Consider the following 18,403-nt stretch of genomic DNA (forward strand, 5'->3'; position numbering starts at 1 on the left):
GTTAAGAAATCGTAATTCACAAAAAAAAACGATAAATTCAAGCTTTATTTGTAACAATAATTTGCGATAAGTAAGTGGGCAGAAAAAAATATAGCTAAAAAAATAGACTTATTTTTAGTGCTAGTCAAAGAGAAAAAGTGCAGATTTACCTGCGGTGCTACTGCGTGGTAGCGGGCTAAAGCAAGATGTTTCGATGAAGAGTAGCGCAAAAAGAAGGTTGTTTTTTATATAGTTTTTTCTGAACGATTACTTATAGCGTTAAAGGTTGGCTTTATTCCCTTCCGATAATACTGATACGAAATTAAGAATGATCATAAAGCACGACAAAAGTACACTTTACCAAAAATTAAAGACTCATTTTGGCTACAATAGTTTTCGAGATCAACAAGAAGCCATTATCACACATATTTTAGAAGGCAATGATACCATTGTACTGATGCCAACAGGAGGCGGAAAATCACTTTGCTACCAAGTCCCCGCATTGCTTTTAGAGGGGCTAACGTTGGTCATTTCCCCTCTAATTGCCTTAATGAAAGATCAAGTGCAAGCCTTAAATGCCAATGGCATTCCTGCGGCATACCTCAACTCTAGTCTTACCACAGCCGAAGAAAAAGAAATTGAAGCACAACTAGAACGTCATGAGTTAAAGTTGCTCTATGTTTCTCCTGAAAAAGTTTTTGCTCAAAATTTTCTTTCTTTTCTTACTTTATTAAACATTCGACTAATTGCTATAGACGAAGCCCATTGCGTTAGTAGTTGGGGACATCATTTTCGTCCAGAATATCAAAAATTATACTTACTCAAAAACAAACTACCACAAGCTACAATGGTTGCCTTAACCGCTACCGCAGACAAAGCAGTACGATCAGATATTGGTCAACTATTGGGTATGCAGAACCCTACTACCTTTCTTTCTTCTTTTGATCGTTCCAATCTATCGTTATCTGTTTTGCCTGGGCAAAAAAAATGGGAACAGATTCGTCGGATTGTTCGAAAATATGCCAATAAAAGCGGCATTATATATTGTAGTAGTCGAAAATCAACCGAATCCTTGGCAGCAAAACTAAAAGCTGAAGGTGTCAAAGCTGCTTGTTATCATGCAGGTATGATGAATCGCCTCAAAGAAAAAACGCAGGATGCCTTTATTCAAGGGGATTTGGATGTTATTTGTGCTACCATCGCTTTTGGAATGGGGATTGACAAACCTGATGTGCGTTACGTAATTCATTACAATATGCCTGGCAACTTGGAGAGCTTTTATCAAGAAATTGGTCGGGCAGGACGAGATGGACAAAACTCTGATACAATTCTATTTTATAGTTATCGAGATGTTCAAACGCATTTGGGTTTTGCTAGTGAAATTGACAATGAAATTTATAGAGATATTCAAATTGCCAAGCTCCAGCGAATGCAAGAATATGCAGAAGCGCAAGTTTGTCGGCGAAAAATTCTATTGAGTTACTTTAGCGAAACCTTAGAAGAGGATTGCGGCAATTGCGATGTCTGCAAAAATCCTCCTAAATTTTTTGATGGAACTCTGCTTGCTCAAATGGCACTTTCTGCGGTGGCAAGAACACAGCAAAAAATTAGTCTTAGCACCTTGATTGATATTTTGAAAGGTTTTTATACTGAAGTAGTTCGAGAAAAAAAATATCACGATATAAAAACCTTTGCTGTCGGCAAAAAAACAACGGCTGTAGCTTGGCAACTTTACATTCAACAACTGATTCAACAAGGAATACTAGAATTAGATTACAAGGATCACTATAATCTCAAGCTTAACGATTATAGTTGGCGTATATTAAAGGGGGATGTTTCTGTCAAACTGGTAAGTTATGATGTTATTAGAGAACGTCAAGACACTCAAAAAAAACAAGCCAAAGTAGCTCCTAAACTCGTTTTAGAAAGCAATCCTTCTCTATACGAACACTTGCGTTTGTTGCGTCAAAAGCTTGCCAAACAAATCAACAAACCTGCTTTTGTTGTCTTTAGTAATGCTAGTTTAAAAGACATGAGTGCCAAAGCCCCAACAACACTAGATGCTTTTTTGGAAGTCAATGGAGTTGGTGAACACAAGGCAGCACATTATGGTTCGCAATTTATTGAGGCGATTCTAGAATTCCAAGAACGAGAGACCTAGGTATATTAGCAATGTCCAAGCACTTACCTATTTTATTCTTTATTGTATTAATAATCTAAGTATCATGACTCCACTCCAATACACACAACAGTTACACCAAGAACTCTTGGCTTTTGATAAAAAACAAGTTGAGCTTTCCGTTGACCCTCTTATATTGGAGCAACCTAATCCGGCTTTTAACCTTGATAATTATAAAGATATTTTTCATCCAGACCTTCTACATGATCTGCATAAGCTCTATACAACTGTTCAAAAAATCAGTGTCTTTTGGTCACTTTCTAAAGATAAAAAAGGTAATTTACTGACTAGCAATTGGGTTCAGAAGGAGGTATTGGAAGACAGGGGATTGCCTCCTGAAGAATGCCTTGGAGGTAACTTAAATATAGTTTCCTTTCAAGAAATGATGTCTGATACATTTTATACCAATTTTTTGAATCAAAAAGGCGTTGAATATTTGCCATTTGATCGACATTGGACTCGTGTTGCTTGTTTAAAAAAGGTAAATGGACAGGTTAAAAACAAGGTCTATTTCTTTGATAGCGAAAACGCAAAAAAGGTCTATGACCTAAAAATAGGAGTCCTAGATTACATTCAATTAGCTTACCAAGCCAAATGTTTCTATAATTGGCAATATGCATTTTTATTTCAGGACAAGGAGAATTTTTATAACAAGCATTTAGGCATCATGTTGCCACATTTATTACCACATCTTGAATTAGATTTGTCTGCATTTGGAATTGATACTAGTTCTAATTTTGACCTTCAAGCAGCAGCAGAAACAGACCTTACAGCCGATACAAAAACGGATTTTAAAGAAGAAGAAACCCGACTAGTAAAGTACTTAAAAACAATAGATTCTAAAGTATCCTATGGAGGACTTGACCATATAACTTTTGATTCCCAACCCTCCCACATAGATTTTGCGAAGTTTTCTAATTTGCATCGCCAATTGGCAACACAAGATAGTGCTTCTGCGCCCAAAATACTCCTTCAAAATGTTCCTAATCATTGCAACATACATGCTCTTGAGAAAGCGGATAGTGTTACAGAACTTCATTTGAATTATATTGGGGATGGTCCAAACAACTTTGAAGCATGGCTTGATAAGGATATACCCTCTATTGAAACGCTTTGGCTCAACAATTTAGTTGGCGTCCAAAACCTTGACTTTTTACGTTCTTTTCCAAACTTATCGACCCTTCGATTGTCTTTGCTCAAAGATAACAGGCTACCAGAAGACTGGTCTTTTTGTAAAAATCTAAAAACCATATCTATTTCCGCAGATAAAAAACAACACACTGGCATTCAAAAACTTATTTTACCCGACAGTACCCTTTCTCTTACTATTTGGATGAATGCACTACAAGCTATTCCATACATCAAAGGCGATCAGCTTCAGTATTTGGCCCTAAGCTCCACACAAATTTCAAAAATAGAACAACTAGAGCATTTGAAAAATATTCAACTCTTAAAAATCGAATCGAGCGCTATTTCTAAAGTCGAAGGGCTAGAAGGATTGGTTAATTTAAAATCACTCTCTCTCAAAAATAATAAATTAGAAGATTTTTCAAACCTAGCAGCACTGCCTGCCCAAACAATTGTCTATCTTAGCAAAAAGGAATTTGTTACTGAGGATAGAAAAACAAATCTAAAACGCAAATTAAAACTTAAACATTTGAAACTAACAGTTAGTTAGTTTTTATCTTAATGCTTGCGTTCTCAGAGTTAGGACGCAGCTTCTATCCTTAGCCCTAATTTATTAATTTCAGCCCCGTCTTCTTTTGCTAGTTTAACTCCTAAACTACCAACGCAATCAACAAGAGCGATAACTTGCTGAATTCACTCCTATGCCCCTTTCTCAATGCGATTCAACCTTTCTATAATATTCCCAATAACAGAAAAGTGTTCGTTCATAACAGAATTAATGAGCTTGAGAACATAGTTTTTTTACTACATTTTTCATTACCTACATTTGAGTTATCAATACAGTAGAAACTACTTCTAATTGTATTCTTTCAATCTTAATTCTAGCAGTAGAATTTTGCAGTATTAATTTTTTCAAAAAAACATTTTTTGTAGGTACATCTTTTATTAAAATAAAGACTATGAATCAAACATTTAATTTTCTACTATTCCTATTTCTATCTTTTTTCTCTCTAGAAACTTATGCTCAAATCACCTTACCTTATCATGAAGATTTTGAAGGAGCAGATTCTATTGAAACCTCTTCAAATTTAGCAACTATTACTGGGCTCACAGGTTGGGAGTTCGAGACTTCAACGGCTCAAGGTAGAATACGTACACAAGCAGGAACAGGCTACCCTAATAGCGGTACTAAAGCAATTACATTAGATGCCATACTTAATGGAGCTAATCCAGAACCTATTAACTATTTAATTGGTCATTGGGATTTATCGAATTATGATGCTAATGCCGATGCTATTGGGTTAAGTTTTGCTTGGATGGATCATGGGGATGAACCTGATGTAAATGATCGTGTCTGGATACGAGGTAGCAATACCGATACTTGGATCGAAATATTGAATTGGAGCAGCATCTCTGTTCCTAATGGCACGTATCAATTTGTAGAGAAAATGAATATTTCTACGATTCTACTCAATGCAGGGCAAAATTACTCTTCTACTTTTGAGATTCGTTTTGGACAGGAAGATAATTTTATGTCTTCTACTCCTAATGGCTCAGATGGGTTCACCGTTGATGATGTCAAATTAGAAAAAATTGTCCCTTACAACATTGGAGTCGTCGCCATTTTATCTCCTAGTGGTATCACTTGTGGAGACAGTATGACAAGTGTGACCGTTGTCATGGAAAACTGTGGAGCCAATACGATAGTCGGAGCAAATGTAACCATTAACATGACAGGTGATTTGGCAGGAACGGTATCTGGAACAAACAGTGACTCAGTTGCTTTTGGTCAGCTAGATACTTTTACCATTGACTTCCTCAACACTTATGCTGGTGGTACCGTTACTCTTACTGCTTTTACTACCTTAACAACAGATTCTATTCCTGAAAACGATACTGCTAGTATAACACTTACATTTACAGGTATTACTAACCCTACTGTAACAGGGGCAAGTATTTGTTCTCTAGGAGACTCTACAACCTTAATCGCAACGCCCATCTCTGGTTTTGTTCATACTTGGTTTGATAGCGCTTTCGGTGGCAATATATTAGCCAAAGGAGACAACTACCCAACAGGTCCTATCGCTACCAACACTACGTTTTATGTCAATGCAGCTCAAGTCGTCACGACCAACGTAGGACACCTAGGTCCAAATACCAACTCAACCAATCCTAATACGCTTAATTTTTATCAAAACTTTACAGCACTGGGCGAATTTACAATAGATAGTATGACCCTTTACCCCAACGATACGGGTTTGGTAAGTATAAGAATTACAGATCCTACTGGTGCTATTGTCTATGACTCTATCAGTGTTTTAGTCGAGCCTAATGCTGCTTTTGATCCTGTGCGCATTCCTGTAGGAATAACAATTGCTCCTGGTGATTATAGAATGAATAGCTTTGGATCCACAGTTGGAGCCTTAGGTTATTCTAATGGTGCTGCCTTTCCTTATAGCGCTACTAATATTGTTGATATTACAGGTTCTAGTAATGGTGGTATCTACTTTTTCTTTTACGACTGGAAAATAACAGGTTTGCTTTGCCCTAGTGCTAGAATCCCTGTTCCTGTAACCGTTGGCAATGCACCAAGTATTAATTTAGGCACCAATATTAATCAATGTGGTGGAGTGGTTACTTTAGACGCAGCAAATTCTGGGAGCAACTACAATTGGTCTAATGGAGATACAACACAAACTACTGTAATAAGTACTTCTGGAATATACACTGTAATGGTCACGGATAGCAACAACTGCTCGGCAACAGATACCATTGACATTGAAATTCATTCCAATCCTATTGTTATGCTAGGAGCAGATATTATAGAATGCGATCACAGCACGGTTACTTTAGATGCAGGTAATTTGGGAAGCAGCTACAATTGGTCCAACGGAGATACAACACAAACTACTGTCGTAAATACTTCTGGAATGTATATAGCTACGGTTATAGATACAAACAGTTGCGTTGGAATGGATACAATCGAGGTGAGTATTTCAGATCTTGTTGCTAGTGCTGTTGATAATGGCAATGGAACGGCTACGGCTACGGGTTCGGGAGGTGTTACCACTACTACTTATACTTTCTTATGGAGTAATGGCGATACGACTGCTACAGCAACAGGATTAGCTGCTGGAGTGGCTTATTGTGTAACGATTACAGATGATAATGGTTGTTCGGATAGTGCTTGCATCAGTATTAATCTAGGGCTTAATAGTTTGGAAATGGAAGAGAACATCCAAGTTTATCCCAACCCAACCCTTGGGAATGCTTTTGCTAAGTTTAGTTTTGCTGAAACAACGGATTTAACAATTGAAATCATTGATATTACTGGGCGTAGCCAAGAGAAAATCAGTCTCCACGCTACTCAAGAAGCAGTCATAAAACTACCAACTGATGCATTACCAAGTGGAACTTACTTTGTCCGTTTCCAAGTTGGCAACGAAATTAGTACTCAAAAACTTACCATCCAAAATCGATAAGTAGTCATTCAACCATACTGAATCTCTAACAAAATAGTCTTGGAATTTTTCAAGGCTATTTTGTTCTTTTTAAGAGAACGCTCAAACGCTATCTTCAAGCAACAACACAACTTCATTCTAAAGTTTTAAATGCTCCTGTGCCAAAACAGCAATCAGCTGGTACAGTTGCTTTTCATAAGCTTCTTTTGTTTTTTGTTGCTTAAAAAAAGCTTTGTATTTTCGCTTTTTTGATGCTTGAACCACTTCTGGATGTACATAAGAAGCCTTTGCCACCGCTGGCGTATTGCTCAAGAACTGAGCTGCCTTTTTATAAGCCTTTTTTTCTGAAAGTTCTTGACAAAGCATCGTATAAGCTTTTTGAGTGCCATGCCATGTTCTAAATGCTTTTACCGTATAGCGTTGACCTGTAATTTCGTGCAGCTTATCATTAAGAGCAGTAGCATCAATATCTGGAAAAAGAGGAACAGCCCCCTTTCTTTCCTCTTCTATTTCTGAAATAAAGGAAATAATCCGATCATTCTTAATGACAAATGTACGTTCTTTCTGCGATTTTGCTTGGTACTTTATTTCTATTTCACCTTCTTGAATAGTAATATGTTCCATACGAATTGTTGTTAGACCAACCGTATTATTCCGTTCATAATATCGCTCAGAACCAACCCGAAGTGCAAAAGTATCTAACAAGTAAAAACAAACTGCATATTCCACCAATAGATCGTTTTCGCTCTCCAAGTTCTTTGCTATCCACTCCCGCAATTTTGATAAGGTTGGATATACATTTAACAACTCATAAAAATGTAATTTACTCCTTCCATCTACCCACTTGGGATGATATAAATATTGTTTTCTACCAGCATCATCATTTCCAAGGCTAAGCAAATGGGCTTGTTTTAGGGGAGCAATAAAGACGTTTTGCCATGCAGGGGGAATTCCTAACTGGTCGTAGTATTTTTTTCTTCTGATATTTGTAATTTGATGCCCACGCCTAAAGTAGCAGAACGAATCGCCACAAGGTTTTCGTTGAATTCCTTTCTCGTATGCTGTCCAATATTCTAAGCCTAAATGTGTGGCACAAGACGTAGCATCTCTTAAAAAGTGTTCAATAGTTTCTAAAAGCTTAGGATTTAAGTCCTGTTTATTGGCGGTATGTGATGGTCTAGACATTGTTCTATTAGGAATGGTGAGTTTCTACTAATATATAATATCTATTTCTTGTATAAAGTTTTGCTTAATGTTGTTTTTTTAAAGCTAGATTTTGAATCATTAAAACCAAAATCTTAAATTTCTTTTCTTCAAGAGGCAATTGTAAATTATATTGAGGAATTTGTATGGAATTGAATAAGTGATTTACTCTTACCTGTCGTACATCATTTTCATATAAAGAGATTTCATTTTTTCTGCCAAAAAAATCCAGCATATATAATCTAATGTGCTCCTCAGCATTTGAAATATGATATATGGCTTGCCAATTCATTATTTCATAAAAAATAAATATACTTCCAAAAAACAAAATTCCAGAAAAAAACTTTGGATCAAGCCCTCCCCACAAAAAAGCTCCAATAATCACCCCATATCCTATAAAATAGATTGGAATTCTTTTTCGTCTCTCATTTTTTAAAATAATAGAATAAGAAGTTTCTTTTTCGTCATCAAGTATTTGTGTGCAGTTTTCCATGTATTTCGATTTTTTAAGAAAAAATCAATCTTAAAATAATGTCCTTTCCGAACACAAAAATTTTCAATCAAGTTCATTTAGCCCATCTCTATTCCCTTTCTTCCCCCAAAAATCGACCACTATAATCACTTGGATCTTTCTGTTGATAGACACTTTCCTTCGATACCACTTGTTTCTCAAAACGATATGCGTTTAAGCCCTTATCATAAGTATATGTGCCTATATAATATATAGGTAAATCCTTTTCCCATCCCCAAAAACCATTGATAAACTTTCCACTACTCTTAGAAACAAAATACCACATACCATTTACATCTATTAAAATTAAAGCCGTATCCATTTCAAATAGATTAATAGAAGATGCACTCCCCGTATGACTACTGATTGTAATGGAGTCTTTTAGCATTCCCGCTTTGTCATACGACTTAGCCACTCTGCCATGGTCGACTAAAAAAGGATGTTCATTCCGTTTCTCAACCTTAATATGCTGCCCCCACATGGCATCTGTAGAAATAATAGTCAGCATAAAAAGTAATATTTTAGATAGCTTCATCCGTTTTTTTTAGTTAATTTTCAAGTACAAATCTGTTACATTTATAGAGGCAGTTGAAATTATTTTGTGATAAAAAGAGTTAATTAGGTAAAAAACATTTATCCTACTATGCTCAAAGAAATCTCTATTCCTGCAACAAGATCGAATCAAAATTTCTTATTTTTTCAAGGAATTTTCTTTTTTTCGATAGCATTATTAATCACTTTTTTATATCTAAAAAATGTGTCTATCATCCACTATCAACATCCATGGTCTCGTAAACCTAACTTTAATACTGAAGCAATAATGCCTCTATTCTTTTTTCTTTTTATACTATGGCAAATAGGCAAATACCTACTCCACTTATACATCTATCGTTTCCAGTTGCATTCAGATGTTTTGATTGTCGTACAAAAAAGTATATTTCGGAAAAAGATATACTTCTTCGAGCTCAAAAAAATAACTTCAGTTTCCGTATTAAAAGAATCCAAACTTTTTTTAGAAACAATGAACAACATTGATTATGAAATAAATGTACTAAAGATAGAGCAAAGCAATGAAGAAACTATAACATATTATTTTCCTCCGTACACCAATTATCTAGAAATCAAAGCCCTAAAAAAAATATTAAAAGACTTGCTTAAAAATTAACGATTCCAAACAAGCCTATACAAAGATTAGAATTTTATCATCTTCCCAATCACTTTCTGTGTCTTATTCTCTATTGTAATACTGTAAATTCCTGTACTCATTGCTCCTAAATCTATTTCTAATACGGTATTAAAATAAGTATCAAACTGACGGACGACTTGCCCTAACGAGTTGATAATCGTCACACGACAATTCTCCATAGATTGAGCAGTTTGTATTTGAACAAATCCAGAAGAAGGGTTTGGATAGATACGCAAATCTTGTACAGTTTTTTGGGTAACGTTTAGCATTAAATCGGGACGGATAATTTGTAATGCTTTGTATAAATTAATACGCCCATACCCTACCATATTATTAGGAAAAACATATTGAGAAGTCGTTCCACAAGTATCGTCTCTATAAGTATAAACCGTATCGGCTGTCATTTCTAATAAAGTTTCCAAAGAATCTACATTTCCTGCTAAACTAGGTTTAGCATTAATCAGCAAAGCAACAGCACCCGCAACATGAGGACCAGCCATACTTGTTCCCGAATAAGCAGCGTAGCCTCCATTAGGAATAGAAGAACGAATTCCTGCCCCTGGCGCAACGACATTGGGCTTCATACGCATACTTCCATCAGAAGTAACACTCCCCAAACTGCTAAAGTTTGTCAATGTATCTAAGATATCCGTTGCACCAACTGAAAAGCTAGCTTCGTAAATTGCAGCAGGATTCCTAATAGAATTGCAACCAGCCCAACCATCGTTTCCTGCTGATACTACAACAAATACCCCTGCATTTTTCAGGTTTTCTACTGCCAACTGCATAATGTGAAAGTTGCTTGGGTTGCACCCTTCTACAGGAGGGCATCCCCAAGAGTTAGCAATTACATGAGGTGCCATGCTTGGATTGGGGTTCAAATTATTGGTATCGGTAGGTGCTAAGAACCACTCAAAACACTCTATATAAGTTGCGGGGGTTCCCCAACCATTCTCCATATTTCTACAACCAATCCACTCCGCCTCTGGTGCAACTCCAATTTGGTTGCCCAATCCATCATCGCCAATCATCGTTCCCATCGTATGCGTTCCGTGCGTGGCATCATCACAGGGATAGTTGACATCGTACCCACATTTATTAAACGTATCGGCACTTAGTTGACCATGAATAGCATCGTGCCAGTGATAATTATGATCCAAAGAATCGCCTCGATATTGATTTCTCAACGCAGGATGAATCCATTCGTATCCAGTATCTTGACCACCAACTACAACTCCAGCACCTTTCAAGTTTTGATTCCAAAGCAAATGCGCGCGAATCATCCCTATTCCCCACTCGTAAGCTCGTGGACCTCTAGCAAGATGAGCATTTAATGACGAGCCGTCTGGACGATTCGGCAAATTATTATAAATTTTAGGATTCGGAGCAATCAAGGCTACTTCTTCTCGCTTAGCCAATGCTTCCAACAACGTTCGACTTCCTTTCACCCAAATTCCGTTAACAATAAAATAGGGACGATACATACCTTGATGCTGATCGATCAACTCTAGCAAATCACTCTGTGTTTCGTTTGCTTTTGTTTCTAATTGTCGAAAAACATATTGTGCTTTTCTTTCTTTGGTTGAAAAGTTTTTGGCCGCCTTGGTATTGGCTTGGTCTTCCAGCAAAACAAAATATTCAAAATTCGCTTGATGAGCCGTTGCCCAAACTTCCGAGTCTACTTTTTCTTGCCAATCTGTTTGAGCATTACTTCCTAAAGCGTAACACAACAAGGTCAAAAACAGTATTTTCTTCATAATTTCTAACAAGTTTTATATCCTAAAACACTAGACTATTGCAAAAGAGTCATGCAATGATATACACTTGAGTGTATAGACATCTAATTAATTGGCATTAAAGTGATATTACCAATAAAGGATATTTATAAATCAGCAACTTGTAGGGAACGATTGATATTTGTATATTTATACACAAAATAAGCCATATTACCTAAAAAAGGAAGTAGACAATCATTTCTTACTAAAATAATTTCTACCCCAAACCTTACTCTTCTGCATAAATCTTTACCTCAATCCGACCATCTTCATAAATCACACCTCTATACATCCCTTTGGTATTAAAAGGCATAGCCACATTCCCCTTGGCATCTAGAGCGATCAAACCACCGCTAGCATTTTGTTCTTTTAATTTTGTATTGACTACATATTCTGCGGCTTCTTTCAAAGATTTATTTTGGTAATCCATAATAGCAGCAACATCATAAGCAACAACGTTTCTAATAAAATATTCGCCATGTCCTGTACAAGATACGGCACACGTTTTATTATTGGCATAGGTACCCGCTCCAATAATTGGGCTATCTCCTATCCTACCGTATTGCTTATTGGTCATCCCTCCGGTAGAAGTTGCAGCAGCTAAATTTCCTTTATAATCCAAGGCTACAGCACCTACTGTCCCAAATTTTTCGCTCTCTTTCGACCAAAGGCTTCCTTGTTTTCCATCTTCCTTATCTAAAGGATTGGTTGAGTCTTTTCCATCGTGATCCAATTCTATTTGAGAACGTCTAATCGCATTTTTAAGTTGTCTATAACGACGCTCATCATAAAAATACGCTGGCTCGACCAATTCCCCGCCTTGTTCTTTCATAAAATCTTCTGCTCCTTGCCCTGACAACATAACGTGTTTTGATCTTTCCATCACCATTCTGGCAGCTGTAATAGGGTTTTTAATATGCCTTACCCCAGCAATAGCCCCTGCATTCAAATCTGCTCCATTCATAATAGAGGCATCCATTTCTTGTTCTCCTTTATGATTAAAAACAGCACCTTTTCCTGCATTAAACAAAGGAGAATCTTCCATCAATCGCACCACTAACTCTACTGTTTCAACAGATGATTTTCCTTCCTTTAGAGCTTTCATACCACTTCTTAATACCTTTTCGAGTTGATCTCGATACGCCTTGTCTTTTTCATTGCTCATCTTTTCTCTCAAAATAGTACCTGCACCACCATGAATTACCAAAACAGATTTTAAAGAGGTTTCTTTAGGAGGATTTTGTTCTTGTATAGTTGTCATACTGTTGCCGATTATCAAAATACTAGTTAATAGTAAAATGTATTTTATTTTCTTCATAATAAATAAATTTGTTTTACTGCCGACGTTTTACATTTGAATAATTAGGTTTAGAACTCTCATATCAGGTGTCATTTCAGTTTTTTTACCAATTGCTTTTTATTGAAACTTGTTGGGCAACATCCCTTTGGCAGCCAATCGGGCTATTTCATCAATTCTCCTCTTTCTAGTTTCATTTCTTTTGGCGATAACAACCCAATGTAACATACCTTTTCTAATTGTTTTTGACTGGCTTTGAAAAAACTCCATTGAATTATCGTTCTTATTTAAGGCTATTTTTAAATCGTCAGGTACAATCAACTTTTCAACATCATCCATCAATGTCCATGTTCCATTTTTTTTTGCTCTTTCTATGCTTTCAAAACCTGCGTTTGTCATTAAGTTATTTTGGATAAGCTGTTCAATTTTATCTTTATTTACTTTTGACCAAGTACTGCTAGGTTTTCTTTTGCAAAAATATTGCATATATCTTTCTTTGTCAATAGATTTTTTAGTACTATCGATCCATCCGAAACACAATGCTTCGTCAACAGCTTCACTCCAACTGATCGAGGGAATTTTTGTTGAGAACCTATAATAAACAAGCCAAATAGACTGTTTTGATTCATGATTTTCTTCCAACCATTTTCGCCAATCTGCTCGGCTGCTAGGACAATATGTTTCTACTTCCATTTTATTTACATTCGGCTCCACCCCTGCCTATCTATTAAAAAAAATCAAACCATTATAACAAACAGCAGTAAAGCATAACTATTAAAAAATTAACGTAACTGTCATTAATTAGTAAAGGTTATTTAAGTAAATTTTGTATGAACAATAAAAATGACCGTTAACGGAGATTAGACAATGATTTCTGCGCAGCTTTGCGTCCGAACTAGCTTGGCGAAGCATGCAAGCTAGTTCAGCAAACAAGCAGCAAAAATCATCTAATCGTAGTGTTGGGTCTTGATTTTGCTTCTTTTATCAAGAAAAGAAGGACAGAGGAGTAAACTATTCCCTACTGCTAAAAACCAAAAGATATAGTAACTATTCCCATAACTTTTTACATGCATAACCTTTAGTAGTTCGTTGATTTTTTACTTTTTTACCAAAAAGATAAAAAAGCACATTTATATTAGTTTATTCCATGAGTGCTACGCAGTTGATAATTAAAATTTTAACATAAAACGCAACAAAGACACAACTTGCTAATTATCAAACTAATAAAGTTTAGCTGCGCTGCTACTGCGTGGTTTCAACGAACTATTGATTAATAACACTGCAAACTTATGCCTAGTGCATGACACCCCTATGTCAATAGACCATAAAAATTATTGATACAAATCTACATGTTCTTACAATCATCTAATATAAAGGATATGAATAGGAAAGCAGCATTTAGGTGCATTATATTCTTGGTTGGACTTGGCATTTACCTCCAAATGATCCAAGGAAATACCAAATAATAAGTCTATATTTTTAAAATAGGATTTCCTCATAAAATAGAGCTTCTTTGTAAGATTGAGAATAACAACAAAAAAAGCTACTATGAAACTCGAACTGCACCTAAAAATCATCAGTATCATCCTTGCATTTAGTTTGCTGTATTTAGCGCTTTATAACCAACAACCTATTTTGGCAGAGTCCATTCGAATTATCATAAGCTTGGTTATCATCCTCTATTTCATTGTTATTTGGATGCGAACTAAGAAGTTGCTTTATTTTATCACTTCTATGCTACTTCCTATTTGGCTTTTAATTTTAATTCATCCCAACAGCTTTGCAGATCATTTTTTTTTATGGGAAAAAGAGAACATACTTCAAGAAATCATCCAAGTTGTTCAGTCTGACAACAAGTATAAAAAATTGACGACTTACGTCATCTCCAATGGTAACGCCCCCATACTTTCTAAGCAATCATACAATCATTCTCTATTAACGAAGATAGCAAGTACCAAAGAAATACACCCAATTTCCTCCAATGAATTGGAAAAACTGTTGAGACAAAGCTACATAATAGGCTTTGAGATGAGACATAACTCCATTCTATTTCATATTAAAAATAATAGACAAGTTCGATATTATCTTAATGAAGAAAGTTTTGTTTACCCAAAAGATAAAAAAATTAAAACACAATGGTATCGAGTAAACTAAATTACAAGGTGCTAAACTCTCTCACAAATTATACAACCTAAGACTTTACAAAACAACACATTAAACATCAAACATCCACCTTCAACCTTTGCTCTTTTGTCACAAATTCATTTTTTAATTTTGATCATTCATTTAAAGTATAATATATTTACCCCTATCCAAATCTAAGAGGGATATTTTTTTGATCTATTTTAAATTAAATAAACATTCAGTTATTTTATAAATACAAAAACTATGAAGCTATTTAATAAGATTTGCATACTATGTTTATGCATTATTTGCTATTCTACGAATCCCACACAAGCCGCTATTGTATACTCTTACGACAAAGTCACGCCTCGCATTGAAAAAAAAGTAAAACCTCAACACCCTAGAAAACTCAAAAAAAGATTGCGATTCCAAAAATCCTTAAAATTAAAACAAGCCCGTCAACATCATCAAAGTCCAGAAAGCAAAAAAGCCATCACCTACATCATACTAGCTTCTGTAGCTACAATACTCTTTGTTGGCATCCTACTTGGTAGCCTGTCCTTTCTATTTAGTATACCTGCAACACTCGGTATCGTATTAGCCATTGCGGGTATTGTAATCGCAATACTTGCCATTATTTTCTGGATCAATGGCTTCATCTATTTAAGCAAAGCAATTAGAAAAAAACGCCTAGGCTAGAATTTATCAGCCGTCCATTTACACAGCCATTATCAAGATAAAATTAAACTTCATATAAATTCATTAGTTAAAATTTCTTATCTTTCATCAGAATTCCCTATTAAATTACGCTCAATAGAGTTTATCTAAAACATTATTTTTTCAGTTAAGAGTAAAAGATGTTGAGTCTATCTTTAGTTTTTTAAACGAGCCTATCAATACTCTACTAAAAAACATTGGAAACATTCAAGATCAATGTATACGTCCTACTCTTGACTCAAAACACCTTCAATTTCTAGACAAACTCTTCAAACCAAAAAGAAGAAATGATAATAAAAAAACTACTGATGAAAAACATGCTCACCCTTTTGTTTGGCTGTTTTTATTTTTTTGCCAGTCAAGCACAAAATTCCCCTACTCAAACAATTAGAGGCAAAGTTGTAGATAAAGCTAGTCAAATGCCACTCATTGGAGTTGTTGTTATGGTAGCAGAAACAGATTTGAATACAACCACAGATCTTGATGGCAACTTTATTTTATCGAATGTTCCGATTGGTCGACAAGTCATCACGACCCAATATCTTGGTTATGAACCTTACTCGACGGAAGGATTAGTAATCTCCTCCAGCAAAGAAGCTTATCTTGAAATTGGTTTAATTGAGCAAGTTGAGGTAACAGAAACGGTTGTTGTTACGGCTTCTGGTGGCAAAGATGGGGTTGGCAACCAAGCCATCAATGATTTGTCGGTTGTTAGTGCTCGGTCTTTTTCGGTGGAAGAAACCAAACGCTATGCTGCTAGTATTGATGATCCTGGTCGTATGGCCGCTGCCCTTCCTGGTATTCAAACCGACCAAGACAATGAAAACGATGTTGTTATCCGTGGCAACTCTGCCTTTGGTGTCTTGTGGAGAATGGAAGGTTTAGAAATTCCTAATCCAAGCCATTTTGGTCGCCCAGGGACAACAGGAGGTGGTATTTCTGTTTTCAGTGCTTCGGTTATTGGCAATACAGATTTGTCTACAGGAGGTTTTGCTGCCGAGTATGGCAATGCGCTATCAGGAGTTTTTGACATGCGCAATCGTAGGGGAAATATGGTCAATAGAGAACATTCTGTAAAAATTGGATTGATAGGGTTAGGTGCCTCTACAGAAGGTCCTATTAAGAAAGGCCGCAGTTCTTATTTGGTCAACTACCGTTACTCTACACTTGGATTACTAAATGCCATGGGCTTGTATGTTGTTCGTGAAAACGTAGGAAATAACTTCATGGATTTATCGTTTAACCTAACCTTCAATTCGAAAGACAACAAAGATGAGTTCAAGATTTTTGGTATTGGCGGGCTAAGTGATGAACGTTGGTTTACCAAAGAAGATACAGCCGATTGGCAAACTTACTTAGATTATATTGATGAGCGCAATGGTTCTAACTTAGGGGTTTTGGGATTCACCTACCGACGCTTAATCAATGAAAAATCATACTTAAAAGTAGTTGTCGGTTCTGTTCTTAATCATATCTTTTTGAAACAAGCCATACCGAATCTTACTACTTTAGATATCGAAGATAAAGATGTTGTTGAGGATTACGATTACAAAACCCTAAGAAGTCAACTGCATCTAACTTATAGCAACAAAATTAGCAATCGTTTTCGTCTAAAAACAGGTGCCTCCTTAACAGCCAATACTTACTGGTTAAATTATTCAAAGGACTTGGGTAATGGAGACTATACTTATTTGGACAACATCCATGGTAATACGTTCTTGCTACAAGCATACGCTCAAGGTAGTTATCGTCCTGTCAAAAAATTAATGTTCAATTTTGGGTTCCATGCCTTGTTTTTAACCTTAAACAATACCTATAGTATTGAACCAAGATTATCCATACAATACAAACCCTTTGAAAATACGACCTTTAGTGCTGCCTATGGCTTGCATGGCAAAGTGCTCCCTATTGGAACCTACCTCCTTCAATTGCCTAATGGCAACGGAAATATTACACAACCCAATAAAGATTTAGAAATTGCCAAAGCACACCACGCCATTCTATCATTCCAACAAATCATTGGTTTGGGCTTCCGCCTCAACTTGGAGGGATATTATCAATATACCTTTGACAATCCAACTAGTACCATTCCCAATAGTGGTTACTGGTTTTTTAATGAACGTGACAATTACGGAACACGAGAAATGATTTCGGAAGGGCAAGGGCAAAATTATGGTGTTGACTTAAGCGTAGAAAAGGCATTTAGCCGCAGTTTTTTTGTCTTAGTAACAGGTTCTTTATTTTGGTCTCAATACAAGTCTTTGGGCGATACAGAATGGAGGCGTACTCGCATAGACAAACGTTGGGGAACTTCCGTGATGGGAGGATATGAATTTACCTTCAAGAAAGGAGGCGTTTTGCAAATTGGTCTAAAGAGTTTTCTTTCTGGTGGTCTACGATATACTCCTGCTGATTTTGAAGCGTCCAAACTAGCAGGGCAACTAGTCGAGGATACCAATCAATATTGGGGAGCTTCTGCGGGCACCTATTTCCGTTTGGATGGTCGAGTAGCTTATCGCAAAGATCATAAGAAATTTTCCTATACAATTTCCTTAGATGTTCAGAACATTACCAACACCAAAAATCCAAGGTATTTTATTTATGATCGCCAAGAAATCACACTAATCCCTCGTTATCAATCGGGCTTACTTCCTGTTATTAGTTTCCAAATTGACTTCTAAACAAGGCAAATGCACTGTTCGCTAAAACATCTAATTTAGCGAACAGTGTTCTTTCGTTCATATAACACCAATATAGTGCTCTACAAGACTACTTCTTTTTTATTTTCACGGCATCACTTTCGTTATAAAACTTAGTTTTCTCTCAGAACTTTGTAGAATGAA

Annotated in this window: 12 protein-coding genes; 6 read left to right on the forward strand and 6 right to left on the reverse strand. The window is 36.1% G+C overall.

The features are described 5' to 3' along the window. Positions 1-307: 307 nt before the first annotated feature. The 3 genes from recQ (at position 308) to QP953_RS17645 (ending at position 6,768) form a co-directional block, all read left to right on the forward strand. Positions 308-2,140, forward strand: coding sequence for a DNA helicase RecQ (gene recQ / locus QP953_RS17635; RefSeq protein ID WP_309552129.1), 1,833 nt, complete (start codon positions 308-310; stop codon positions 2,138-2,140). A 64-nt stretch (positions 2,141-2,204) separates the two neighbouring features. Next, complete coding sequence (locus QP953_RS17640) at positions 2,205-3,836, forward strand: hypothetical protein (protein WP_309552131.1); 1,632 nt, start codon at positions 2,205-2,207, stop codon at positions 3,834-3,836. 409 nt (positions 3,837-4,245) lie between these two features. Then, positions 4,246-6,768 (forward strand): T9SS type A sorting domain-containing protein, encoded by a 2,523-nt coding sequence (locus tag QP953_RS17645; RefSeq protein ID WP_309552133.1) that lies wholly within the window; start codon positions 4,246-4,248, stop codon positions 6,766-6,768. Between the two features lie 117 nt (positions 6,769-6,885). On the opposite strand, the gene QP953_RS17650 is transcribed toward QP953_RS17645, so the two are convergent. The 6 genes from QP953_RS17650 to QP953_RS17675 all read right to left on the reverse strand — a co-directional run bounded on the left by QP953_RS17650 (position 6,886) and on the right by QP953_RS17675 (position 13,412). Then, complete coding sequence (locus QP953_RS17650) at positions 6,886-7,932, reverse strand: hypothetical protein (protein ID WP_309552134.1); 1,047 nt, start codon at positions 7,930-7,932, stop codon at positions 6,886-6,888. Between the two features lie 64 nt (positions 7,933-7,996). Continuing rightward, positions 7,997-8,443 carry a hypothetical protein gene (locus QP953_RS17655; protein ID WP_309552137.1) on the reverse strand — a complete coding sequence of 149 codons (447 nt, stop codon included), beginning with the start codon at positions 8,441-8,443 and terminating at the stop codon, positions 7,997-7,999. 88 nt (positions 8,444-8,531) lie between these two features. Then, on the reverse strand, positions 8,532-8,969 hold the full coding sequence (locus QP953_RS17660) for a hypothetical protein (RefSeq protein WP_309552138.1): 438 nt from the start codon (positions 8,967-8,969) through the stop codon (positions 8,532-8,534). Positions 8,970-9,652: 683 nt separating this feature from the next. Beyond that, entirely contained in the window at positions 9,653-11,404 is a 1,752-nt protein-coding gene (locus tag QP953_RS17665) for a S8 family serine peptidase (protein WP_309552140.1), read from the reverse strand. Between the two features lie 247 nt (positions 11,405-11,651). Beyond that, positions 11,652-12,683, reverse strand: coding sequence for an isoaspartyl peptidase/L-asparaginase (locus tag QP953_RS17670; RefSeq protein WP_309552141.1), 1,032 nt, complete (start codon positions 12,681-12,683; stop codon positions 11,652-11,654). Between the two features lie 156 nt (positions 12,684-12,839). Next, complete coding sequence (locus QP953_RS17675; protein WP_052597309.1) at positions 12,840-13,412, reverse strand: YdeI family protein; 573 nt, start codon at positions 13,410-13,412, stop codon at positions 12,840-12,842. Between the two features lie 855 nt (positions 13,413-14,267). Here QP953_RS17675 and QP953_RS17680 point away from each other — a divergent pair. The 3 genes from QP953_RS17680 to QP953_RS17690 all read left to right on the forward strand — a co-directional run bounded on the left by QP953_RS17680 (position 14,268) and on the right by QP953_RS17690 (position 18,241). Then, positions 14,268-14,873 (forward strand): hypothetical protein, encoded by a 606-nt coding sequence (locus QP953_RS17680; protein WP_309552143.1) that lies wholly within the window; start codon positions 14,268-14,270, stop codon positions 14,871-14,873. A gap of 234 nt (positions 14,874-15,107) precedes the next feature. Further along, positions 15,108-15,542, forward strand: coding sequence for a hypothetical protein (locus QP953_RS17685; protein ID WP_309552145.1), 435 nt, complete (start codon positions 15,108-15,110; stop codon positions 15,540-15,542). 326 nt (positions 15,543-15,868) lie between these two features. Then, positions 15,869-18,241: a carboxypeptidase-like regulatory domain-containing protein gene (locus QP953_RS17690; protein ID WP_309552146.1), complete on the forward strand. Its 2,373-nt coding sequence runs from the start codon at positions 15,869-15,871 to the stop codon at positions 18,239-18,241. The last annotated feature ends 162 nt before the right edge of the window (positions 18,242-18,403 follow it).

Origin of the sequence: Aureispira sp. CCB-E (genome assembly GCF_031326345.1) — a bacterium.
Lineage (GTDB): Bacteria > Bacteroidota > Bacteroidia > Chitinophagales > Saprospiraceae > Aureispira.